This window comes from Micromonospora sp. NPDC023814, from assembly GCF_040639595.1.
GTDB lineage: Bacteria > Actinomycetota > Actinomycetes > Mycobacteriales > Micromonosporaceae > Micromonospora.
Genome location: NZ_JBFAAF010000018.1, coordinates 53,904 through 69,821, shown reverse-complemented (window position 1 = coordinate 69,821; position 15,918 = coordinate 53,904). Strand labels below are relative to the sequence as shown.

The window sequence follows — 15,918 nt, the reverse complement described above, 5'->3', positions numbered from 1 at the left end:
TCAGAGTCGCTCGATGACGGTGGCGTTGGCCATGCCGCCGCCCTCGCACATGGTCTGCAGCCCGTAACGGCCGCCGGTGGCCTCGAGGTGGTTCAGCAGGGTGCCCGCCAGGCGGGTGCCGGAGGCGCCGAGCGGGTGGCCCAGCGCGATCGCGCCGCCGCGCGGGTTGAGCTTGTCGAGGTCACCGCCCAACTCGGCGAGCCAGGCCAGCGGCACCGGCGCGAAGGCTTCGTTCACCTCGTAGGCGTCGATGTCGTCGATACCCAGCCCGGCCCGGTCGAGCACCCGACGCGTGGCCGGGATCGGCGCGGTGAGCATGAGCATCGGGTCGTCGCCGGCGACCGCGAACGCGTGGAAGCGGGCCCGCGCCCGCAGGCCGAGCCTCTCGGCGACGTCCTCGCCCATGATCAGCGCCGCCGAGGCGCCGTCGGTCAGGGGCGAGGAGTTCCCCGCCGTGATCCGCCAGTCCAGGTGCGGGAACCGCTCGCGCATGTCGGGGGCGCCGAAGGACGGCCGCAGCCCGGCCAGCCCCTCGGCGCTCGTCGTCGGGCGGATCGTCTCGTCCGCGGCGAACCAGCGGTCGCCGTCGTCGTCGAGGCGTACCGGCACGATCTCGTGGTCGAAGCCGCCCGCGGCGGCGGTCTCGGCCGCGAGGCGGTGGGACCGGGCGGCGTACTCGTCGAGCCGCTCCCGCGAGAGCCCCCACTTCTCGGAGATGAGTTCGGCCGAGACGCCCTGGTTGACCAACCCCTGCGGGTAGCGCCGGGCGATCGAGGGCCCCTGCGCGTCCTGGCCCATCGCGGCGACGCCCATCGGAACGCGGCTCATCGACTCCACGCCGCCGGCGACGACGACGTCGTAGGCGCCGGCCATCACTCCCTGGGCGGCGAAGTGCAGCGCCTGCTGGCTGGAGCCGCACTGCCGGTCGATCGTCGTGGCCGGCACCGACTCCGGCCAGCCCGCGGCGAGCACGGCGTTACGGCCGACGTTGAGCGCCTGCTGGCCGGCCTGCCCGACGCAGCCGGTGATGACGTCCTCGACCCGTCCCGGGTCCAGGTCGTTGCGCTCCACCAGCGCGCAAAGCACGGTGGCGAACAGGTCGACCGGGTGCACCCCGGACAGCGCTCCCCCGGGCTTGCCCTTGCCGGAGGGCGTCCGGACGATGTCGACGATGACCGCGTTACGCATGGTTGCTTCCTTCTGTCGGGGGCTGCTGGTCAGCGCGGGGCCATCCGGATGGCGCCGTCGAGGCGGATGGTCTCGCCGTTCACCATCGGGTTGGCCACGATCGCCGCGACCAGCTGGGCGTACTCCGCGGGGCGGCCGAGCCGGCCGGGGTGCGGGACCTGCGCGCCCAGCGAGTCGCGGACCTCCTGCGGCAGCTGGCCGAGCAGCGGGGTCTCGAAGAGGCCCGGCGCGACGGTCACGACGCGGATCTTCAGTGCCGCGAGGTCGCGGGCGATCGGCAGCGTCATGCCGACCACGCCACCCTTCGAGGCCGAGTACGCGGCCTGCCCGACCTGACCGTCGAACGCGGCGACCGACGCCGTGTTGACGATGACCCCGCGCTCCTCGCCGGTGAGCTCGTTCTCCGCCATCGCCGCCGCGGCGAGGCGCAGCACGTTGAAGGTGCCGAGCAGGTTGACGCGGACCACCCGCTCGAAGTCGGCGAGCGGGAAGGGGCCGTTCTTGCCCACGGTCTTGACCGCGTTGCCGATCCCCGCGCAGTTGACCAGCACGGCCAGGGCGCCCTCGTCGTTGGCGAGCGAGACGGCCGAGCGCACCGCCTCCTCGTCGGTCACGTCGGCGCCGACGAACCGGACGGCGTCCCCCAGCCCGTCGAGCCGGCTGCGGTCGGCGGTGGGCAGGTCCAGTGCCACCACCCGGGCACCGGCCGCGACCAGCGTCTCCACCGTCGCCAGGCCGAGCCCGGAGGCACCTCCGGTCACCAACGCCTGCTTGCCCCGGACATCCATGCCTGACCTCCCACACCTAGCGGCACTTAGTGAGCGATCGCTAAAGTAGCCCCTGGACGGTGCGGAAGCCAAGCCCCCTCCCGCCGCCCGGACCCGCCGGACAGCCGCACCGGACGGGTACTGAGCGAACGTTTGCTAGGCGCTCACGGGACGCTCTACGCTTCCCCGGCGACCCGGTGCCGAGGCCGGACGGAGACGAGGACGACGTTGACCGACGACGCATTCGACTGGCGGAGCTACCCCCCGCTCGAGCTGTCGCCGCTCCTGTCGGTCGCGCTGGCCGAGATCGTCGAACACGGCTACGACGGGACGTCGGTCCGCAAGATCGCCGTCCGCGCCGGCGTCACCGTGCCGGCGCTCTACTACCACTTCGAGAACAAGCAGGCCATGCTGCGGGAGCTGCTCGACCACGCGATGCGGATCGTGCTGGCGCACGCCCGGGCGGCCCTCGAGGAGGCCGGCGAGGACTGCGTGGCCCGGCTGAGTGCCCTGGTGGAGGCGATCGTCCTCTACATGGCCCAACACCGCGACCTGGCGTTCCTCGACTCCGAGCGCCGGAGTCTCACCCCCGAGAACCGGGCGCACTACGTGGCCCGACGCGACGAGCTCGAGGGCGAGCTGCGCGACACGATCCTCGGCGGGGTGGAGCAGGGCGTCTTCCGCACCCCGTATCCCGACGAGTGCAGTCGGGCGATCCTGTCCATGTGCCAGGGCGTCGCCGGCTGGTACCGGCCGGGCGGCCCGGTCGACGCGCCGACCATGGCCCGCAGGTACGCCGACCTCGCGCTGGCAACCGTGCAACACCAGGCACAGGAAGGGGCCACCCGATGACCGGTCCGCTCGACGCGTTCCGACTCGACGGCCGGGTCGTGGTGATCACCGGCGCGAGCTCCGGGCTGGGGGTGGGCTTCGCCCGGGCCGTCGCGAACGTCGGCGGCACCCTGGTCCTCGCCGCCCGACGCGAGGACCGGCTGCACGACGTGGCGGGCGAACTCCGCGCACGGGGCGCGACGGTGCTCGCCCGGGCGACCGACGTGACGGTGCCCGAGGAGTGCCAGGCACTGGTGGACGCGGCGGTGGCCGAACACGGCCGCGTCGACGTGCTCGTCAACAACGCCGGCCTGGGTGGTTCCGTACCGGCCTCGCGGGAGACCCCCGACGCGTTCCGCCAGGTGATCGACGTGAACCTCAACGGCTCGTTCTGGATGGCCCAGGCCTGCGCCCGGGTGATGCCGGCCGGTTCCTCCATCGTCAACGTGGCGAGCGTGCACGGTGTGGTGGCCTCGCGGTTCCCGCAGGCGTCCTACGCCGCGAGCAAGGCGGGCGTCATCGGCCTGACCCGGGACCTCGCGCAGCAGTGGTCCCGCCGCAAGGGCATCCGGGTCAACGCCCTGTGCCCCGGCTACTTCGCCAGCGAGATGACGGCGAACGGCGAGGACAAGCTGCGCGACATGGTCGCCCAGCACAGCCTGCTGGGCCGCTTCGGCGAGCAGCACGAGGTCGACAGCGCGCTGCTGTTCCTGGCCAGCCCGGCGTCGTCGTACGTCACCGGCACGACCCTCCTCGTCGACGGCGGTCTCGCCGCGATCTGAGCGCCGGCCGTCAGTCGGTGAAGGTCGGGGCGCGGCGCTGGGCGAAGGCGGCGACGCCCTCGCGGAAGTCGGCCGTACCCATCAGCGTGGTCTGCCCCTCGGCCTCCCGGCGCAGCGCCGCGTCCAGGTCCGGGAGCGTCGCGGCGTTGACGGCCTGCTTGGTCAGCGCGGTGGCGGCCCTCGGCCCCTGGGCGATCCTGGTCGCCAGCTCCCGCACCCGGGCCTCGAACGTCGAGGCGTCGCACGCCTCGGCGATCAGGCCGACCTCGGCCGCCTCACCCGCGCTGATCCGCTCGCCGAGCAGGGCCGCCCGCATGGCGCGGGCGCGACCCATCGACGCCGCGGCCGTCACCGACGCCCCGCCGTCGGGCATGAGACCGACGGACAGGAACGGCAGCACGAAGTAGGACCGGGACGAGGCGACGACCAGGTCGCACGCCAGGGCCAGCGACGCACCCACCCCGAGCGCGCCGCCGTCCACGGCGGCCAGGACCGGGGTCGGCAGCGTGGTCAGCCGGCGCACCACGTGGTTGGCCGCCGCCATCATCTCCTCCCGGAGGCCCACCGGGGTCGCCGGATCGGCGGCGGCGAGATCCGCCCCGGCGCAGAAGGCCCGCCCCCGCCCGGCGAGCACCACACAGCGGACCGCCCGGTCGACGGCGAGCCGGTCGAGGACCACGCCCAGGCCGCGCATCGCGGGAAGGTCCAGCGCGTTGAGCCGCTCCGGCCGGTCCAGACCGACCCGGACGACGCCACCTTGCCGCTCGACGACGATACCCACGCGGCCGGCCCTACTCGGCGGCGTCGGCGAGGTGGCGCAGGGCGCGCTTGACGAGCTTGCCCGTCGGCGTCCTCGGCAGCCGGTCGACGAACTCGACGCTGCGCGGCAGCTTGTAGCGGGCGATCCGCTCGCCGAGGAACGCGACCAGTTCGTCGGCGAGCGCCGCGTCCGCCCGCGCGCCGGGGGCCGGCTGCACGTACGCCCGCACCGACTCCCCCAGGTCCGGGTCGGGGACGCCGATCACCGCGACGTCGAGCACCCGGGGGTGCAGGATCAGCGCGTTCTCGATCTCCTGCGGGTAGATGTTGACCCCGCCGGAGATGATCGTGAACCCCTTGCGGTCGGTGAGGTACAGGAAACCGTCCTCGTCCACCCTGCCGATGTCGCCGGTCGTGGTCCACGTCGGATGCCGCGGATGCACGGCCTGCCTGGTTCTGTCCGGGTCCTTGTGGTAGCGGAAGGGCAGCTCGTTCCGCTCGAAGTAGACGGTGCCGACCTCGCCCACCGGCAGCTCCGCACCGTCGTCGCCGCAGACGTGCAGGACGCCGACGACCGCCCGGCCGACCGAGCCCGGCCTGCGGCACCACTCCTCGCTGGTGATGTACGTGACGCCGTTCAGCTCGGTCGCCGAGTAGTACTCGACGAGGATCGGCCCCCACCAGTCGAGCATCGCCCGCTTGACCTCGACCGGGCACGGGGCCGCGGCGTGCACGGCGCACCGCAGGCTGGACACGTCGTACCTGTGACGGACCGACTCGGGAAGCTTCAGCATCCGGACGAACATCGTCGGCACCCACTGGCTGTGGGTCACCCGGTAACGCTCGATCATCGACAGCGCGGCCTCGGCGTCGAACCGCCGCATCATCACCACCGTGCCACCGAGGGCCTGGATCACCGCGGCGAACCGCAACGGCGCCGCGTGGTAGATCGGCGCCGGGGACAGGTAGACGGTGTCGGTGCCGAAGCCGTACATCGGTCCGTACAGCGCGGCGTCGGCATTGGCCTCGTCGACCTGGTGGTCTGGCAGCGGCGGCTTGATCCCCTTCGGGAAGCCGGTCGTGCCCGAGGAGTAGAGCATGTCGGTGCCGCGTGGCTGGCTGGGCAGCGCCTCGGCCGACGCCTGCTCCAGCGCCTCCTCGTACGACGAGTAGCCCTCCGCCGGGCCGCCGTAGACCAGCCGGAGGGTGACCTGCGGCGTCTCGGCGACCAGGCGTTCGGCCGCCTCCCGCAGCCCGGCGGAGACGACGATCGCCTTGGCGTCGCAGTCGTCGACGATGTAGGCGATCTCGGCAGGGGTGAGGTGACTGTTCACCGCCGTGATGTAGAGCCCCGTGCGCAGGGCCGCCCAGTAGACCTCGAACGCGCGCGGCGTGTTGTCGGTCAGCAGCGCCAGGTGGTCACCGCGGCGCAGTCCGGCGTCGTGCAGCACGCGCGCGAGGCGGCGTGACCGCTCCTCCATCTGTCGGTAGGTGAGCGTCTCGCCGGTCTCGCCCACGATCACGGCGGGCTTCTCGGGGAACTGGTCGACATGGGTACCGGGATACATCCGCCGCTCCTCAGCGATCCTGTCGCAGCTTCGGTGCCGTGCGGCCCACGGCACGATGACAACGTGACAAGCCCCCGCTAGGTGGCCGCGCAGCCCCCGTCGCCGCCGGTCGCGTCGGCGACGACCACGCCCGAGGAGAGCAGCGCGGACACCTCCTCGGCGCTCAGGCCGGCGCCCCGCAGCACGTCCGTCGAGTTCGCGCCGGCGGGGACGGCGGGACTGGGCTTGGCCGGCGGGGTGCGGCTGAACCGGGGCGTGGGGGCGGGCTGCACGGAGCCGCCGACGTCGACGTACAGCTCGCGCGCCCGGTTGTGCTCGTGCGCCGTCGCCTCCTCGACGGTCAGCACGGGCGAGACGCACGCGTCGGCGTCGGCGAAGACCTCGCACCACTCGTCCCGGGCCCGGGCCAGGAACACCTCGGTCAGCACCTGCCGCATCCCCGGCCACCGCGCGCGGTCGAACCGGTCGCCGACCAGGGCCGGATGGCCGGTCAGTCCGAGCCTGCCCAGCAGCCGCGAGTAGAAGGTCTCCTCGATGGCGGCGACCGCGACGAAGCGACCGTCCGCGCACCGGTAGGTGTCGCCAAACGGGGCGTTGACCCCCGTGTCCCGCTCCAACCGGTCGGCGTCCCTGGCCGCCGCGGCGCCGATCGCGAGGGCCATCCGGGCCGCGACCGAGTCCACGACGGAGGCCTCCACGACCTGGCCCTCGCCGGAGCTGCGGGCTTCGAGCAGCGCGCTCACCACGCCGAGGGCGAGGAACGTCGCCGCCGCCCCGATGTCCCCGTGCTGCCCGGCGGGCGGCGCCGCCGGCTCCCCGGCCCTCGACACGGGCGCGAGCCCGCCGGCCAGCCCGACGTAGTTCGCCTCGTGCCCGGCCCGGTCCGACCACGGCCCGCCATGCCCCCACCCGGTGATCCGGCCGTAGACGAGCCGCGGGTTGCGCTCGCGACAGGCGTCCGGGCCGACGCCGATCCGTTCGGCGACGCCCGGGCGGAAGCCCTCGATCGCGGCGTCCGCACCGTCCACGAGCCGCAGCGCGGCGGCCACCCCCTCGGGTCGGGACAGGTCGATCGCGACCGACTCCCGGCCGCGGTTGACGACGCCGAACCGCAGGTGCGCGTCGGAGAACACGGCCGCCGCCCCGGGCCGCGCTATCTGGACCACCCGCGCGCCGAGGTCGGCCAGCAGCATGCCGCAGAACGGGGCCGGTCCCACGCCGCCGAGCTCGACCACGGTGAGCCCCCGCAGGGGACCGGACCGACGGGTCACGTCGTGGCTCTCGCGGCGACCAGCGCGGTGAACGGCGCGGGGTCGAGGTACTCCTCGATGCGGACGATCTTCCCGGCCCGGCAGAACACCCGCAACGCGGCGGGGATGCGCGTCGTCGCCCCGTCACCGGTGATCTCGGCGACGTGCTGCTGCCAGAAGCCGTCGGGCAGCAGGGTGCGCCGCACGTCGACGTACCGCAGCGGGCCGAGCTTGGCGTGGATCCAGCCGAGGGTACGCAGGCTCTGCTCCCTGGTCTGGTCCACCTCGTCGTAGTTGTGCCACACCTCGACGTCATCGGCGTACAGGTCGGTCACCGCGGCCAGGTCGCCCCTGCCGACGGCGGCGAAGAAGCGCTCGGCGATGTCGTCGTACCCACCGGCGGTGGACGCGGTCGGGACAGCAGTCACGGGTCTCTCCAATGGTCGGGGTCAGCGGCGACGGATCCCGCCGGCGCGGGCGGCGGGCGTCATCCGGCCGGCTGGACGACGACGCCGTCGGCTGCCAGCCGGGCCCACTCCGCACCGTCGACGCCAGCCAGGCCGGTCAGGACGTCGCGGGTGTGGCCGCCCAGCACCGGGCCGGCCACCGGGGTCGCCGGACGGGTGCGGGAGAACTTGGGCACGACGCCGGCGGCGGGGATCCGCACGCCGAATCGGTTGGCCAGCCGGACCACCATGTCGCGGGCGGCGTACTGCGGGTCGTTCAGCATGTCGCCGGCGGTGTAGATGCGGCCGGCCGGCACCCCGTTGTCCTCCATGACCTTCAGCAGCACCTCGGCGGTCATGGTGCGCGTCCAGTCGCTGATGATGGCGTCGATCTCGGCCATGTTCCCGCCGCGGGCGCCGTGTTCGGCGAACCGCGGGTCCGCGCTCAGCGTCTCGTCGCCCATCGCGACGCAGAGCCGGCGGAACACGGTGTCGGCGTTGGCCGCGATCAGCACCTCGGCGCCGTCGGAGGTCGGGTAGACGTTGGACGGCGCGACGCCGGGCAGCACCGAGCCGGTCCGGCCACGGGTGACGCCCGCGACCTCGTGGTCGGCCATGGTCGACTCCATCAGCGCGGCGACGGCCTCGTAGATCGCGACGTCCACCTCCTGGCCCCTGCCGCTGGCCGCCCGCTCGTGTACGGCGGCGAGGGTGCCGATGACGGCGAAGAGGGCGGCGAGGGAGTCGCCGAGGCTGATGCCGGTACGCGTGGGCGGGAGCCCCGGGTTCCCGGTCGTGTGCCGGATGCCGCCCATCGCCTCGCCGATGCTGCCGAAGCCGGCGTCGCCGGCGCGCGGACCCGTCTGCCCGAAGCCGCTGACGTGCACCATGATGAGCCGGGGGTTGATCGCGGACAGCGCGGCGTAGTCCAGCCCCCAGTCGACGAGCGTGCCGGGCCGGAAATTCTCCAGCACGATGTCGACCTCGGCAACCAGCCTGCGGACCAGGTCCCGCCCGTCGGGCCGGCGCAGGTCGATCGCGACGGACTTCTTGTTCCGGGCGATCGCGGGCCACCAGAGGCTCTCGCCGTTCTCGGTGATCCCCCAGCGGCGCATCGGGTCGCCGGTGCCGGGCGCCTCGATCTTGAGCACCTCGGCCCCGTAGTCGCCGAGGAGCTGGCCGGCGAACGGGCCGGCGATGAAACTGCCCAACTCAAGGACGCGGAGGCCGTGCAACGGCCCTGTGGAACCACCCATGGCCGAGGATTGTACACAATTCTTGGCTCTCGTGCGCTAGTTTGCGCCGCACGGATCGGAGATCGCATACAACCGGCGTGCGCGCCGCTACACTTCACCCGATCAGTCCACCGAGCGCGAAAAGGCGACGTGACGAGTGACGACGCACAAGGGGAACAGCCAGGCGGCCTACGCCCACATCCGGCAGGCCATCGTCGAGGGGCGCTACCGACCCGGCCAGCGCCTCGTCGAGCAGCGGATCGCCGAGGAGTTCGCGCTCTCCCGCACGCCGGTGCGCGAGGCCCTGCGCCGCCTCGAGGCCGAGGGACTCGTACACAGCGAGCCGAACCGGGGAGCCGTGGTGCGCGGGCTGTCGATCGAGGACGTGGCCGACCTGTACGGCCTGCGCGCCCGCCTCGAGGCGTACGCCGCCGAACTGGCGGCCGAGCGGATCACGGACGAGGAGGTCGGCCTCCTCGACGCCGGGATCGCCGCCTTCGAGGCCGCCCTGCACACCGAGCACGCGGACGCGATCGAGCTGACCCGGGCCGTCAACGCGGCGAACCACCAGATCCACGGCACCATCCTGGCCGCGGCCAGGCACGAGCGGCTGAGCCGGCTGCTGGAGCGCACCGTCGACGTGCCGCTGGTCTTCCAGGCCTTCCGCCAGTTCGACCGCGCCCAGACCGAGCGGTCGCACCTGTTCCACCGGTTGATGCGGGACGCGATCGTCGCCGGCGACGGGCAACGGGCGTCGGCGCTCATGTACGAGCACGTGCTCCAGGGCCGCGACGTGCTGGTCGCCCACATCCAGGCCAACGACACCGAGGTGGGCGAGCTGTTCGCGATGGCGACGGCCGTCGAGGACGCCGACTGACCCCGTACCACCGGCGAACGGCCCGTCCTGAGCGCTCCGCCCGTCCCCACCCGCGACAACCGCCCGCGAATTGCATACAATCCTCGTGCGGGTTTCCCGCAGCTCAGGTCCGGGAGGAAGCACGTGCCCAGCTTGACCGCACCGACGACCGACGAGGCGACCCGGCTCGGGGAGCGGCTGCGCGCCGTGCTCGCCGAGCGCACCGGCGACCCGGGCGTGCGGGTCGACAACCTCCGCCGCCTGCCGGCCGGCGCGTCCCGGCACACCTGGTCCTTCGACCTGCGCGGTGACCGTACGCCCCCGCAGGGCCTCATCCTGCGGATGGACGCTCCCGGCGGGTTCGAGGCCGACGCGATGGGCCGCGAGACCGCGCTGATGGCCGCGGCGGGCGAGGCCGGTGTCCCGTCACCCGCCATCCTGGCGTCGAGCACCGATGCCGACGACCTCGGCGCGGCGTACGTCGTGATGGCCCGGATCGAGGGCGAGTCCATCCCCCGCAAGATCCTGCGCGACGAGGAGTACGCGGCCGCCCGCCCACTGCTGGCCGCGCAGTGTGGCCGGATCCTGGCCCGGATCCACCGAATCTCCCCCGCCGCGGTGCCCGGGCTGGAGGCCCGCGACGAACTCGACACCTGGCGCAGAGCGCTCGCGGACTACGGTCACCCGCACCCGGCGTTCGAGCTCGCGATCCGCTGGCTCGACACGCACCGGCCGGCGTCCGTGCCGCCGCGGGTCGTGCACGGCGACTTCCGCAACGGCAACTTCATCGTGGGGCCGGAGGGGATCCGCGCCGTCCTGGACTGGGAGCTGGCCCATCTCGGCGATCCGCTGGAGGACCTCGGCTGGCTGTGCGTCAGGGCGTGGCGGTTCGGTCAGGAACCCGTGGTCGGCGGCTTCGGCCCGGTCGACGACCTGGTGGCGGCGTACGAGGCGGAGAGCGGGACGACGGTCGACCGCGAGGCCCTGCACTGGTGGCAGGTGATGGGCACCCTGAAGTGGGGCGTCATCTGCATCCACCAGACCGAGCGGCACCGCTCCGGGGCGACCCGCTCGGTGGAGCTGGCCACGATCGGCCGCCGGGTGAGCGAGAACGAGTGGGAGCTGCTGCAACTGCTCCCCTGACAGCCGACGAGGCGCCCGGCCGGAGGGACGCCCGGCCGGTCGGTGGGACGGGAACGGCCCCGCGCGCCGCCGGGACCGCGCCCGCCGCAGCGGCGCCCGCCGGGGCGACGCAGCCGTCCGGCGACGCGAGGACCGGCCGGGCGCCACGCGTCCCGGCCGGTCCTCGCGCGGGCGGTCAGCGCAGCCCGAACTCCCAGTTCCCACCCCTGCGGTACTCGCCGAGGATGCGCCGGCCGACGCTCTGGATGTGCACCTCGTCGGCGCCGTCGTAGAGGCGGGCGAACCGCGCGGCGCGGTACATGTGGCTCAGCGGGGTGTCGTCGGTGACGCCGGCCGCGCCGAAGACCTGCACCGCCCGGTCGACGACGTTGTGCAGCATGCGGGCCCCGAAGACCTTGATCGCCCCGATCTCGACCCGGGCCTGGTCGCCCCGGTCGATCTGCTCGGCCGCCTGCAGGGTGAGCAGCCGGCTGGCCTGGATCTCGGTGTACGAGTCGAAGACGTGCTGCTGCATCAGTTGCTTGTCGGCCAGCGGTCCCCCGAAGGCGGTCCGCTCGTTGAGCCGTCGGCACATCAGGTCGAAGGCCCGCTGGGCCTGGCCGAGCCAGCGCATCGCGTGGAAGATCCGGCCGGGGCCGAGCCGCTCCTGGGCGATGAGGAAGCCCTTGCCGCGCTCGCCCAGCAGGTTCTGCTCCGGCACCCGCACGTTGTCGTAGTCGACCTCGTAGTGGCCGCTGTCGATGCCGAGCACGGGGGTGTCCCGGACTATCCGGTAGCCGGGGGTGTCGGTCGGGACGATGATCATGCTGAACGACGCGTGCGGCGCGGCGTCCGTCTCGGTCCGGCACATCACGGTGGTGTACGCCGCCTTCGCCGCGCCGGTGGTGAACCACTTGCGTCCGTTGATCACCCACTCCCCGTTCTCCAGGGTGGCCGTGGTCCGCAGCCGGGTGGGGTCGGACCCGGCCACGTCCGGCTCGGTCATCGCGAAGCTCGGCGAGATCTCCCCCGCGACCAGCGGCTCGAGGTACGCCTCCCGCCAGTGCGGGCTCGCGTGCCGGTTCAGCATGATCGAGTCCTGGAGGGTCCACGTGCCCAACGCGAGCTGCCCGAACTCGCTGCGCCCCTGCACCTCGTTGACGTAGACGTAGTCGAGGAACGGCAGCCCTCCCCCGCCCAGCTCCGCCGGGTGGCCCAGCGCCCACAGCCCCTCGGCCTTTGCCTGTGCCTGGAGCTGCGCGACGAGCCGCGCGGCCTCGGGCCCGCCGGCGTGCAGGACGCTCTCGTGGGGCTCGACCCGCTCCACCATGAACCGGTGGACCCTGTCGCGCAGTGGGCGGATGTGCTCCGGGACCTGGAACGTCATGGCGTCTCCTTCAGGTACGCGGGATTGGCCACACGCAGCTTGGCGGCCACGCTCTCGGCGATCGCCGCCTTCACCTCGGCGTACCGGCCGTCCTCGGCGCCGGACCGGATGGCCTCCGCCAGCCCCGCGTCGTCGGCGTACCCGAGCCGGGCCAGCCGCTGCCGGTGGGCGAGCACGTCGGCGCCGCCCTGCGCGAGTTCGCGTTCGACGATGCCCAGGGCGTTCATCGCCACCCGGGTGTGGAACCGGGTGGCGCCCGCGACGGCGCCGAGGACCTCGTCGGCGAGGAACTCACGCACGGCCGCGACCAGTTCGGCGGCGGTGGGTACGTCGTGCAGCGCGACCCGGGGCGGCACGGTCGTGGTCAACGGCGGTCCTCGGCGAGGCTGGTGGCCGCGCCGACGTCGAAGGCCTCGTATCCCTCGGGCGCGGCGACCTCCACGACCGGGTCCTCGCGGTCGTCGAACTCCAGGCGCAGGGCCCGGCTCATCACGGCGTGCATGTCGTAGAGGCACGTGATGTAGGTCAGTTCGAGGATCTGCTCGTCGGTCAGGTTCGCCTTGAGCACCGCGAAGGTGCCGTCGTCGACGCGGCCGCCGCCGGTGACGAGGCTGTCGGTGTAGGACAGGACCGCCCGCTCCAGCGGCGTGAACAGGTCCGACACGCCCCAGGACGGGATGGCGGCGATCCGCTCCTCGCTCACCGTCAGCGCGCGCAGCGACTTGCAGTGCTGGGAGAAGACGAACTGGCTGCCACGCAGCCAGCCGGCGCGGGTCTGCCCCAGCTCACGGAGCACCGGGTCGAGCAGCCGCCTGGGGCTGCGGTAGAGCGCGAAGCCGCGCACGGCGTGCTTGAGCACGTCCGGCACCAGCGCGAAGACCGTCCACCAGTCGCCCGGGGTGCCGGCGGCGGTGCCGGGCTCGGCGACCGGGTCGCGGTCCGGGCCGAAGAGCTGGTCGTACATGGTGACGACGATGTCGGCCTCGGCCTCGTCGCGAGGAACCTGCCGGAGACGTGGCACGGGTGTCCTTCCTTCCCTCGGTGCGGATCGCGGTCAGGCGGTGGCGGGAACGACGGCCCGGGCCGGCGCGTGACGGACGTCGGCGGGGGTGAACTCCCGGAGGTACGCGGCGAACTCGAGGAGGATCCCGTCGGGGTCCTGGAAGTAGAGCGAGCGGACGAAGACCCCGTCGTGCATCTCGCGCGCAACCCCGGACGGGCTGTCGTCGTGGTTGACGATGTAGCCGACCCGTACACCCTTCTCCTTGAGCTTCGCGCGGTACTCGTCGAACTTGTCCGCGGGAATGGTGAAGGCCACGTGGTTCATCGAGCCGACGGCGGTGGTGAACTCGCCCTTGCCGGGGATGGTGGCCGCGGCGGCGATGCCGGGAGCGGCCGGTGGGGCGTCGGGGAACCAGAAGAACGCGAGGTGGTTGCCGCCGCCCAGGTCGAAGAAGAAGTGCTGGCCACCGCCGTCGGGCAGCGCGATGGTCTTGATCAGCGGCAGGCCCAGCACGTTGCGGTAGAAGTCCACGGTGCGCTCCATGTCGGAGCAGACCAGGGCGAGGTGGTTGATGCCCCTGATCTCGAACTCGGTGTTCGTCATCGTCCCGGTTCCTCTCTGGCGGCGCCTCCGGTGCTGGCCGTCCGGCCGGCCCAGAGTTGACATGATAGTCAGGTCAAGTTGAGGGGTCAACGGTCTGCGGGACTGCTACGCTTCCGCCCGTGCCGACGCCGTCCCTGCCCCTGAGCAGCCGCGGTCGCGCCACGCGCGAGCGCCTGCTCACCGCCGCCCGGAAGGTGTTCGAGGAGCGGGGCTTCGTCGACACCCGGATCGCGCACATCGCGTCGACGGCCGGCGTCGCCTACGGCAGCTTCTACACGCACTTCCCGTCCAAGGAGGCGATCTTCTACGAGGTCGCCTCGCGGCTGTTCGACGAGATGTTCGCGACCGACCCGTCCACGTCGCGGCCCGCGAGCCCACGGGAACGCCTGGAGCAGGCCAACCGCAACTACTGCGCCCGTTACCGGGAGAACGCCGCCCTGATGGCGATCGTGGAGCAGGTGGCGACCATCGACGAGGGTTTCCGCACGCTGCGCCAGTCCCACCGCAGGACCACGACCGAGCGCACCGCCCGGTCCATCCGCCGTTGGCAGGCCGAGGGCCTCGTGAGTACCGACCTCGACGCGTACGTCGCGGCGCAGGCGCTCGGGGCCATGGTCGACCGGACCCTCTACCTGCGGTACGTCCTCGGCGAATCGGACGCGAACGACAACGTGGTGGACACCCTCAACCTGCTGACCGTGCAGGCCCTCGGCCTGCCCCGGGACTGAGGGACGGCCGGCGGCACCCGGCGGTCGCCTCGGGGCCCGTCGGGTTGCGGCGGGGCTCAGGAGGGCACCAGCGGGTGGGAGCCGCGGATCTCGCGGACCAGCCTGCCCACCAGCTTGCCGAGCAGCAGCCGGGCCTGCTCGTCGGCCAACGCCAGGTCGTCGTCGAAGCGCCGGTGCGCGTGCGCGACCAGGACCTCGGGGGCGGCCACCACCCGGGCACCGCACAGGGTGAGGACCGCACGCAGCTGGGTCTGGGCGCGGGCGGTGCCGAGCATCCCCGGGGAGGCGCCCACCAGGGCGACGTGCTTGCGCCGCAGCGCGGACGCGGTCGGCGGGACCGACAGCCAGTCCAGGGCGTTCTTGAGCACACCGGTGACGCCGCCGTTGTACTCCGGGGCGGCGAGCAGCAGGCCGTCGGCAGCCACCACCTGCGCGCGCAGCCGCGCCACCGCGCCCGGCGGGTCGGGCAGCAGGTCGTCGTTGAACAGCGGCACCTCGCCGATGTCGGCGATCTCCAGTGCCACCCCCTCGGGCGCGACCGCGCGCGCGGCATGCAGCAGCGCGGTGTTGTAGGAGCGGGCGCGCAGGCTGCCGGAGATACCGAGCAGGCGTACGCGCCCACTCACAGCGCACCACCGAGGTAGGCCGTCAGCACGGCCTCGTCGCGGGCGACGTCGGCCGGCGCGCCGAGGGCGATCCGCTCGCCGAAGTCCAGTACGCAGATCTCCTCGGAGATCTCCATGACCACGCCCATGTCGTGCTCGACGAGGACGACGGCGATGCCGAGCTCCTGCCTGGCCCGGACGATGGCGCGCACCATCTCCTGCGTCTCGTCGTGGTTCATGCCGGCGACCGGCTCGTCGAGCAGCAGCAGCTTCGGCTCCATCGCCAGGGTGCGGCCCAGCTCGACCCGCTTCTGCAGGCCGTGCGGGAGCGACCCGACCCGGCGGTGCCGGAGGTCGCCGAGCCCGAGGAAGTCGATGGTCCGGTCCACCGCCCGGCGGGCGGCGACCTCCTCGCGCCGGGCCCGGCCGAACCAGAGCACCCCGGCGGGCACGCCACCGCGCATGTGATGGTGGCGGGCGAGCAGGAGATTCTCCAGCACCGTCATGGTCGGGAAGACCTCGACGTTCTGGAAGGTACGCGCGATGCCCAGCTTGGCGATCCGGTGCGGCGCCCGGCCGACCAACTCCGTGCCGTCGAACCTGATCGAGCCCGAGGTGGGGCGGTAGACGCCGGAGATGCAGTTGAACAGGGAGGACTTGCCGGCGCCGTTGGGCCCGATGACGGAGAACAACTGGCCGCGCCGGACGTCGAAGGAGACGTCGGTCAGCGCGCGCACTCCGGCGAACCGCAGGCTCAGGCCCTCGACGGAGAGCAGCACGTCGCTCAT

General features: G+C 73.0%; 18 protein-coding genes. 5 read left to right on the top strand and 13 right to left on the bottom strand.

The genetic code is table 11. The annotated features are described in order from the left end of the window. Window positions 1–1,188 carry a thiolase family protein gene (locus tag AB0G14_RS12825; protein ID WP_357696702.1) on the bottom strand — a complete coding sequence of 396 codons (1,188 nt, stop codon included), beginning with the start codon at window positions 1,186–1,188 and terminating at the stop codon, window positions 1–3. A gap of 29 nt (window positions 1,189–1,217) precedes the next feature. After that, the gene (locus AB0G14_RS12820) at window positions 1,218–1,976 is read right to left on the bottom strand and encodes a 3-hydroxyacyl-CoA dehydrogenase (protein ID WP_357696700.1); all 759 of its coding nucleotides are present in this window, start codon (window positions 1,974–1,976) and stop codon (window positions 1,218–1,220) included. 207 nt (window positions 1,977–2,183) lie between these two features. Between AB0G14_RS12820 and AB0G14_RS12815 the strand changes: the two genes are divergently transcribed. After that, a complete protein-coding gene (locus AB0G14_RS12815; protein WP_357696698.1) occupies window positions 2,184–2,807 on the top strand; it encodes a TetR/AcrR family transcriptional regulator in 624 nt (207 codons plus the stop codon). Beyond that, window positions 2,804–3,568, top strand: a complete 765-nt coding sequence (locus AB0G14_RS12810) for an SDR family oxidoreductase (protein WP_357696696.1) — start codon at window positions 2,804–2,806, stop codon at window positions 3,566–3,568. The genes AB0G14_RS12815 and AB0G14_RS12810 overlap by 4 nt, the downstream gene beginning before the upstream one ends. Window positions 3,569–3,578: 10 nt before the next feature. On the opposite strand, the gene AB0G14_RS12805 is transcribed toward AB0G14_RS12810, so the two are convergent. The 5 genes from AB0G14_RS12805 to AB0G14_RS12785 all read right to left on the bottom strand — a co-directional run bounded on the left by AB0G14_RS12805 (window position 3,579) and on the right by AB0G14_RS12785 (window position 8,847). Continuing rightward, on the bottom strand, window positions 3,579–4,349 hold the full coding sequence (locus tag AB0G14_RS12805) for an enoyl-CoA hydratase-related protein (protein WP_357696694.1): 771 nt from the start codon (window positions 4,347–4,349) through the stop codon (window positions 3,579–3,581). A gap of 10 nt (window positions 4,350–4,359) precedes the next feature. Then, window positions 4,360–5,895: an acyl-CoA synthetase gene (locus AB0G14_RS12800; RefSeq protein WP_357696692.1), complete on the bottom strand. Its 1,536-nt coding sequence runs from the start codon at window positions 5,893–5,895 to the stop codon at window positions 4,360–4,362. 77 nt (window positions 5,896–5,972) lie between these two features. Continuing rightward, entirely contained in the window at window positions 5,973–7,166 is a 1,194-nt protein-coding gene (locus AB0G14_RS12795; RefSeq protein ID WP_357696690.1) for a CaiB/BaiF CoA-transferase family protein, read from the bottom strand. Further along, window positions 7,163–7,573, bottom strand: coding sequence for a nuclear transport factor 2 family protein (locus tag AB0G14_RS12790; RefSeq protein ID WP_357696688.1), 411 nt, complete (start codon window positions 7,571–7,573; stop codon window positions 7,163–7,165). The genes AB0G14_RS12795 and AB0G14_RS12790 overlap by 4 nt, the downstream gene beginning before the upstream one ends. Window positions 7,574–7,632: 59 nt before the next feature. Next, a complete protein-coding gene (locus tag AB0G14_RS12785; RefSeq protein ID WP_357696686.1) occupies window positions 7,633–8,847 on the bottom strand; it encodes a CoA transferase in 1,215 nt (404 codons plus the stop codon). 136 nt (window positions 8,848–8,983) lie between these two features. Between AB0G14_RS12785 and AB0G14_RS12780 the strand changes: the two genes are divergently transcribed. Both AB0G14_RS12780 and AB0G14_RS12775 read left to right on the top strand, forming a co-directional pair. After that, a complete protein-coding gene (locus AB0G14_RS12780; RefSeq protein ID WP_357696684.1) occupies window positions 8,984–9,703 on the top strand; it encodes a GntR family transcriptional regulator in 720 nt (239 codons plus the stop codon). Window positions 9,704–9,835: 132 nt separating this feature from the next. Next, the gene (locus AB0G14_RS12775) at window positions 9,836–10,825 is read left to right on the top strand and encodes a phosphotransferase family protein (protein ID WP_357696682.1); all 990 of its coding nucleotides are present in this window, start codon (window positions 9,836–9,838) and stop codon (window positions 10,823–10,825) included. Between the two features lie 175 nt (window positions 10,826–11,000). Here the strand turns inward: AB0G14_RS12775 and AB0G14_RS12770 are convergent, their stop codons facing one another. Genes AB0G14_RS12770 through AB0G14_RS12755 form a run of 4 tightly spaced genes read right to left on the bottom strand, consistent with a single transcriptional unit; the run spans window position 11,001 to window position 13,797 of the window. Then, the gene (locus AB0G14_RS12770; RefSeq protein WP_357460643.1) at window positions 11,001–12,191 is read right to left on the bottom strand and encodes an acyl-CoA dehydrogenase family protein; all 1,191 of its coding nucleotides are present in this window, start codon (window positions 12,189–12,191) and stop codon (window positions 11,001–11,003) included. Beyond that, entirely contained in the window at window positions 12,188–12,559 is a 372-nt protein-coding gene (locus AB0G14_RS12765; RefSeq protein WP_357696680.1) for a DUF6285 domain-containing protein, read from the bottom strand. The genes AB0G14_RS12770 and AB0G14_RS12765 overlap by 4 nt, the downstream gene beginning before the upstream one ends. Beyond that, window positions 12,556–13,212: a carboxymuconolactone decarboxylase family protein gene (locus tag AB0G14_RS12760; protein WP_357696678.1), complete on the bottom strand. Its 657-nt coding sequence runs from the start codon at window positions 13,210–13,212 to the stop codon at window positions 12,556–12,558. The genes AB0G14_RS12765 and AB0G14_RS12760 overlap by 4 nt, the downstream gene beginning before the upstream one ends. Window positions 13,213–13,245: 33 nt before the next feature. Continuing rightward, entirely contained in the window at window positions 13,246–13,797 is a 552-nt protein-coding gene (locus tag AB0G14_RS12755) for a VOC family protein (RefSeq protein WP_357696676.1), read from the bottom strand. Window positions 13,798–13,916: 119 nt separating this feature from the next. Between AB0G14_RS12755 and AB0G14_RS12750 the strand changes: the two genes are divergently transcribed. Next, window positions 13,917–14,525: a TetR/AcrR family transcriptional regulator gene (locus AB0G14_RS12750; protein ID WP_357696675.1), complete on the top strand. Its 609-nt coding sequence runs from the start codon at window positions 13,917–13,919 to the stop codon at window positions 14,523–14,525. Between the two features lie 56 nt (window positions 14,526–14,581). Here AB0G14_RS12750 and AB0G14_RS12745 read toward each other — a convergent pair whose 3' ends face one another. Further along, window positions 14,582–15,151, bottom strand: a complete 570-nt coding sequence (locus tag AB0G14_RS12745) for an NAD(P)H-dependent oxidoreductase (RefSeq protein WP_357696673.1) — start codon at window positions 15,149–15,151, stop codon at window positions 14,582–14,584. Next, window positions 15,148–15,918, bottom strand: coding sequence for an ABC transporter ATP-binding protein (locus AB0G14_RS12740; RefSeq protein WP_357696671.1), 771 nt, complete (start codon window positions 15,916–15,918; stop codon window positions 15,148–15,150). Before AB0G14_RS12740 ends, AB0G14_RS12745 begins: the two co-directional genes overlap by 4 nt.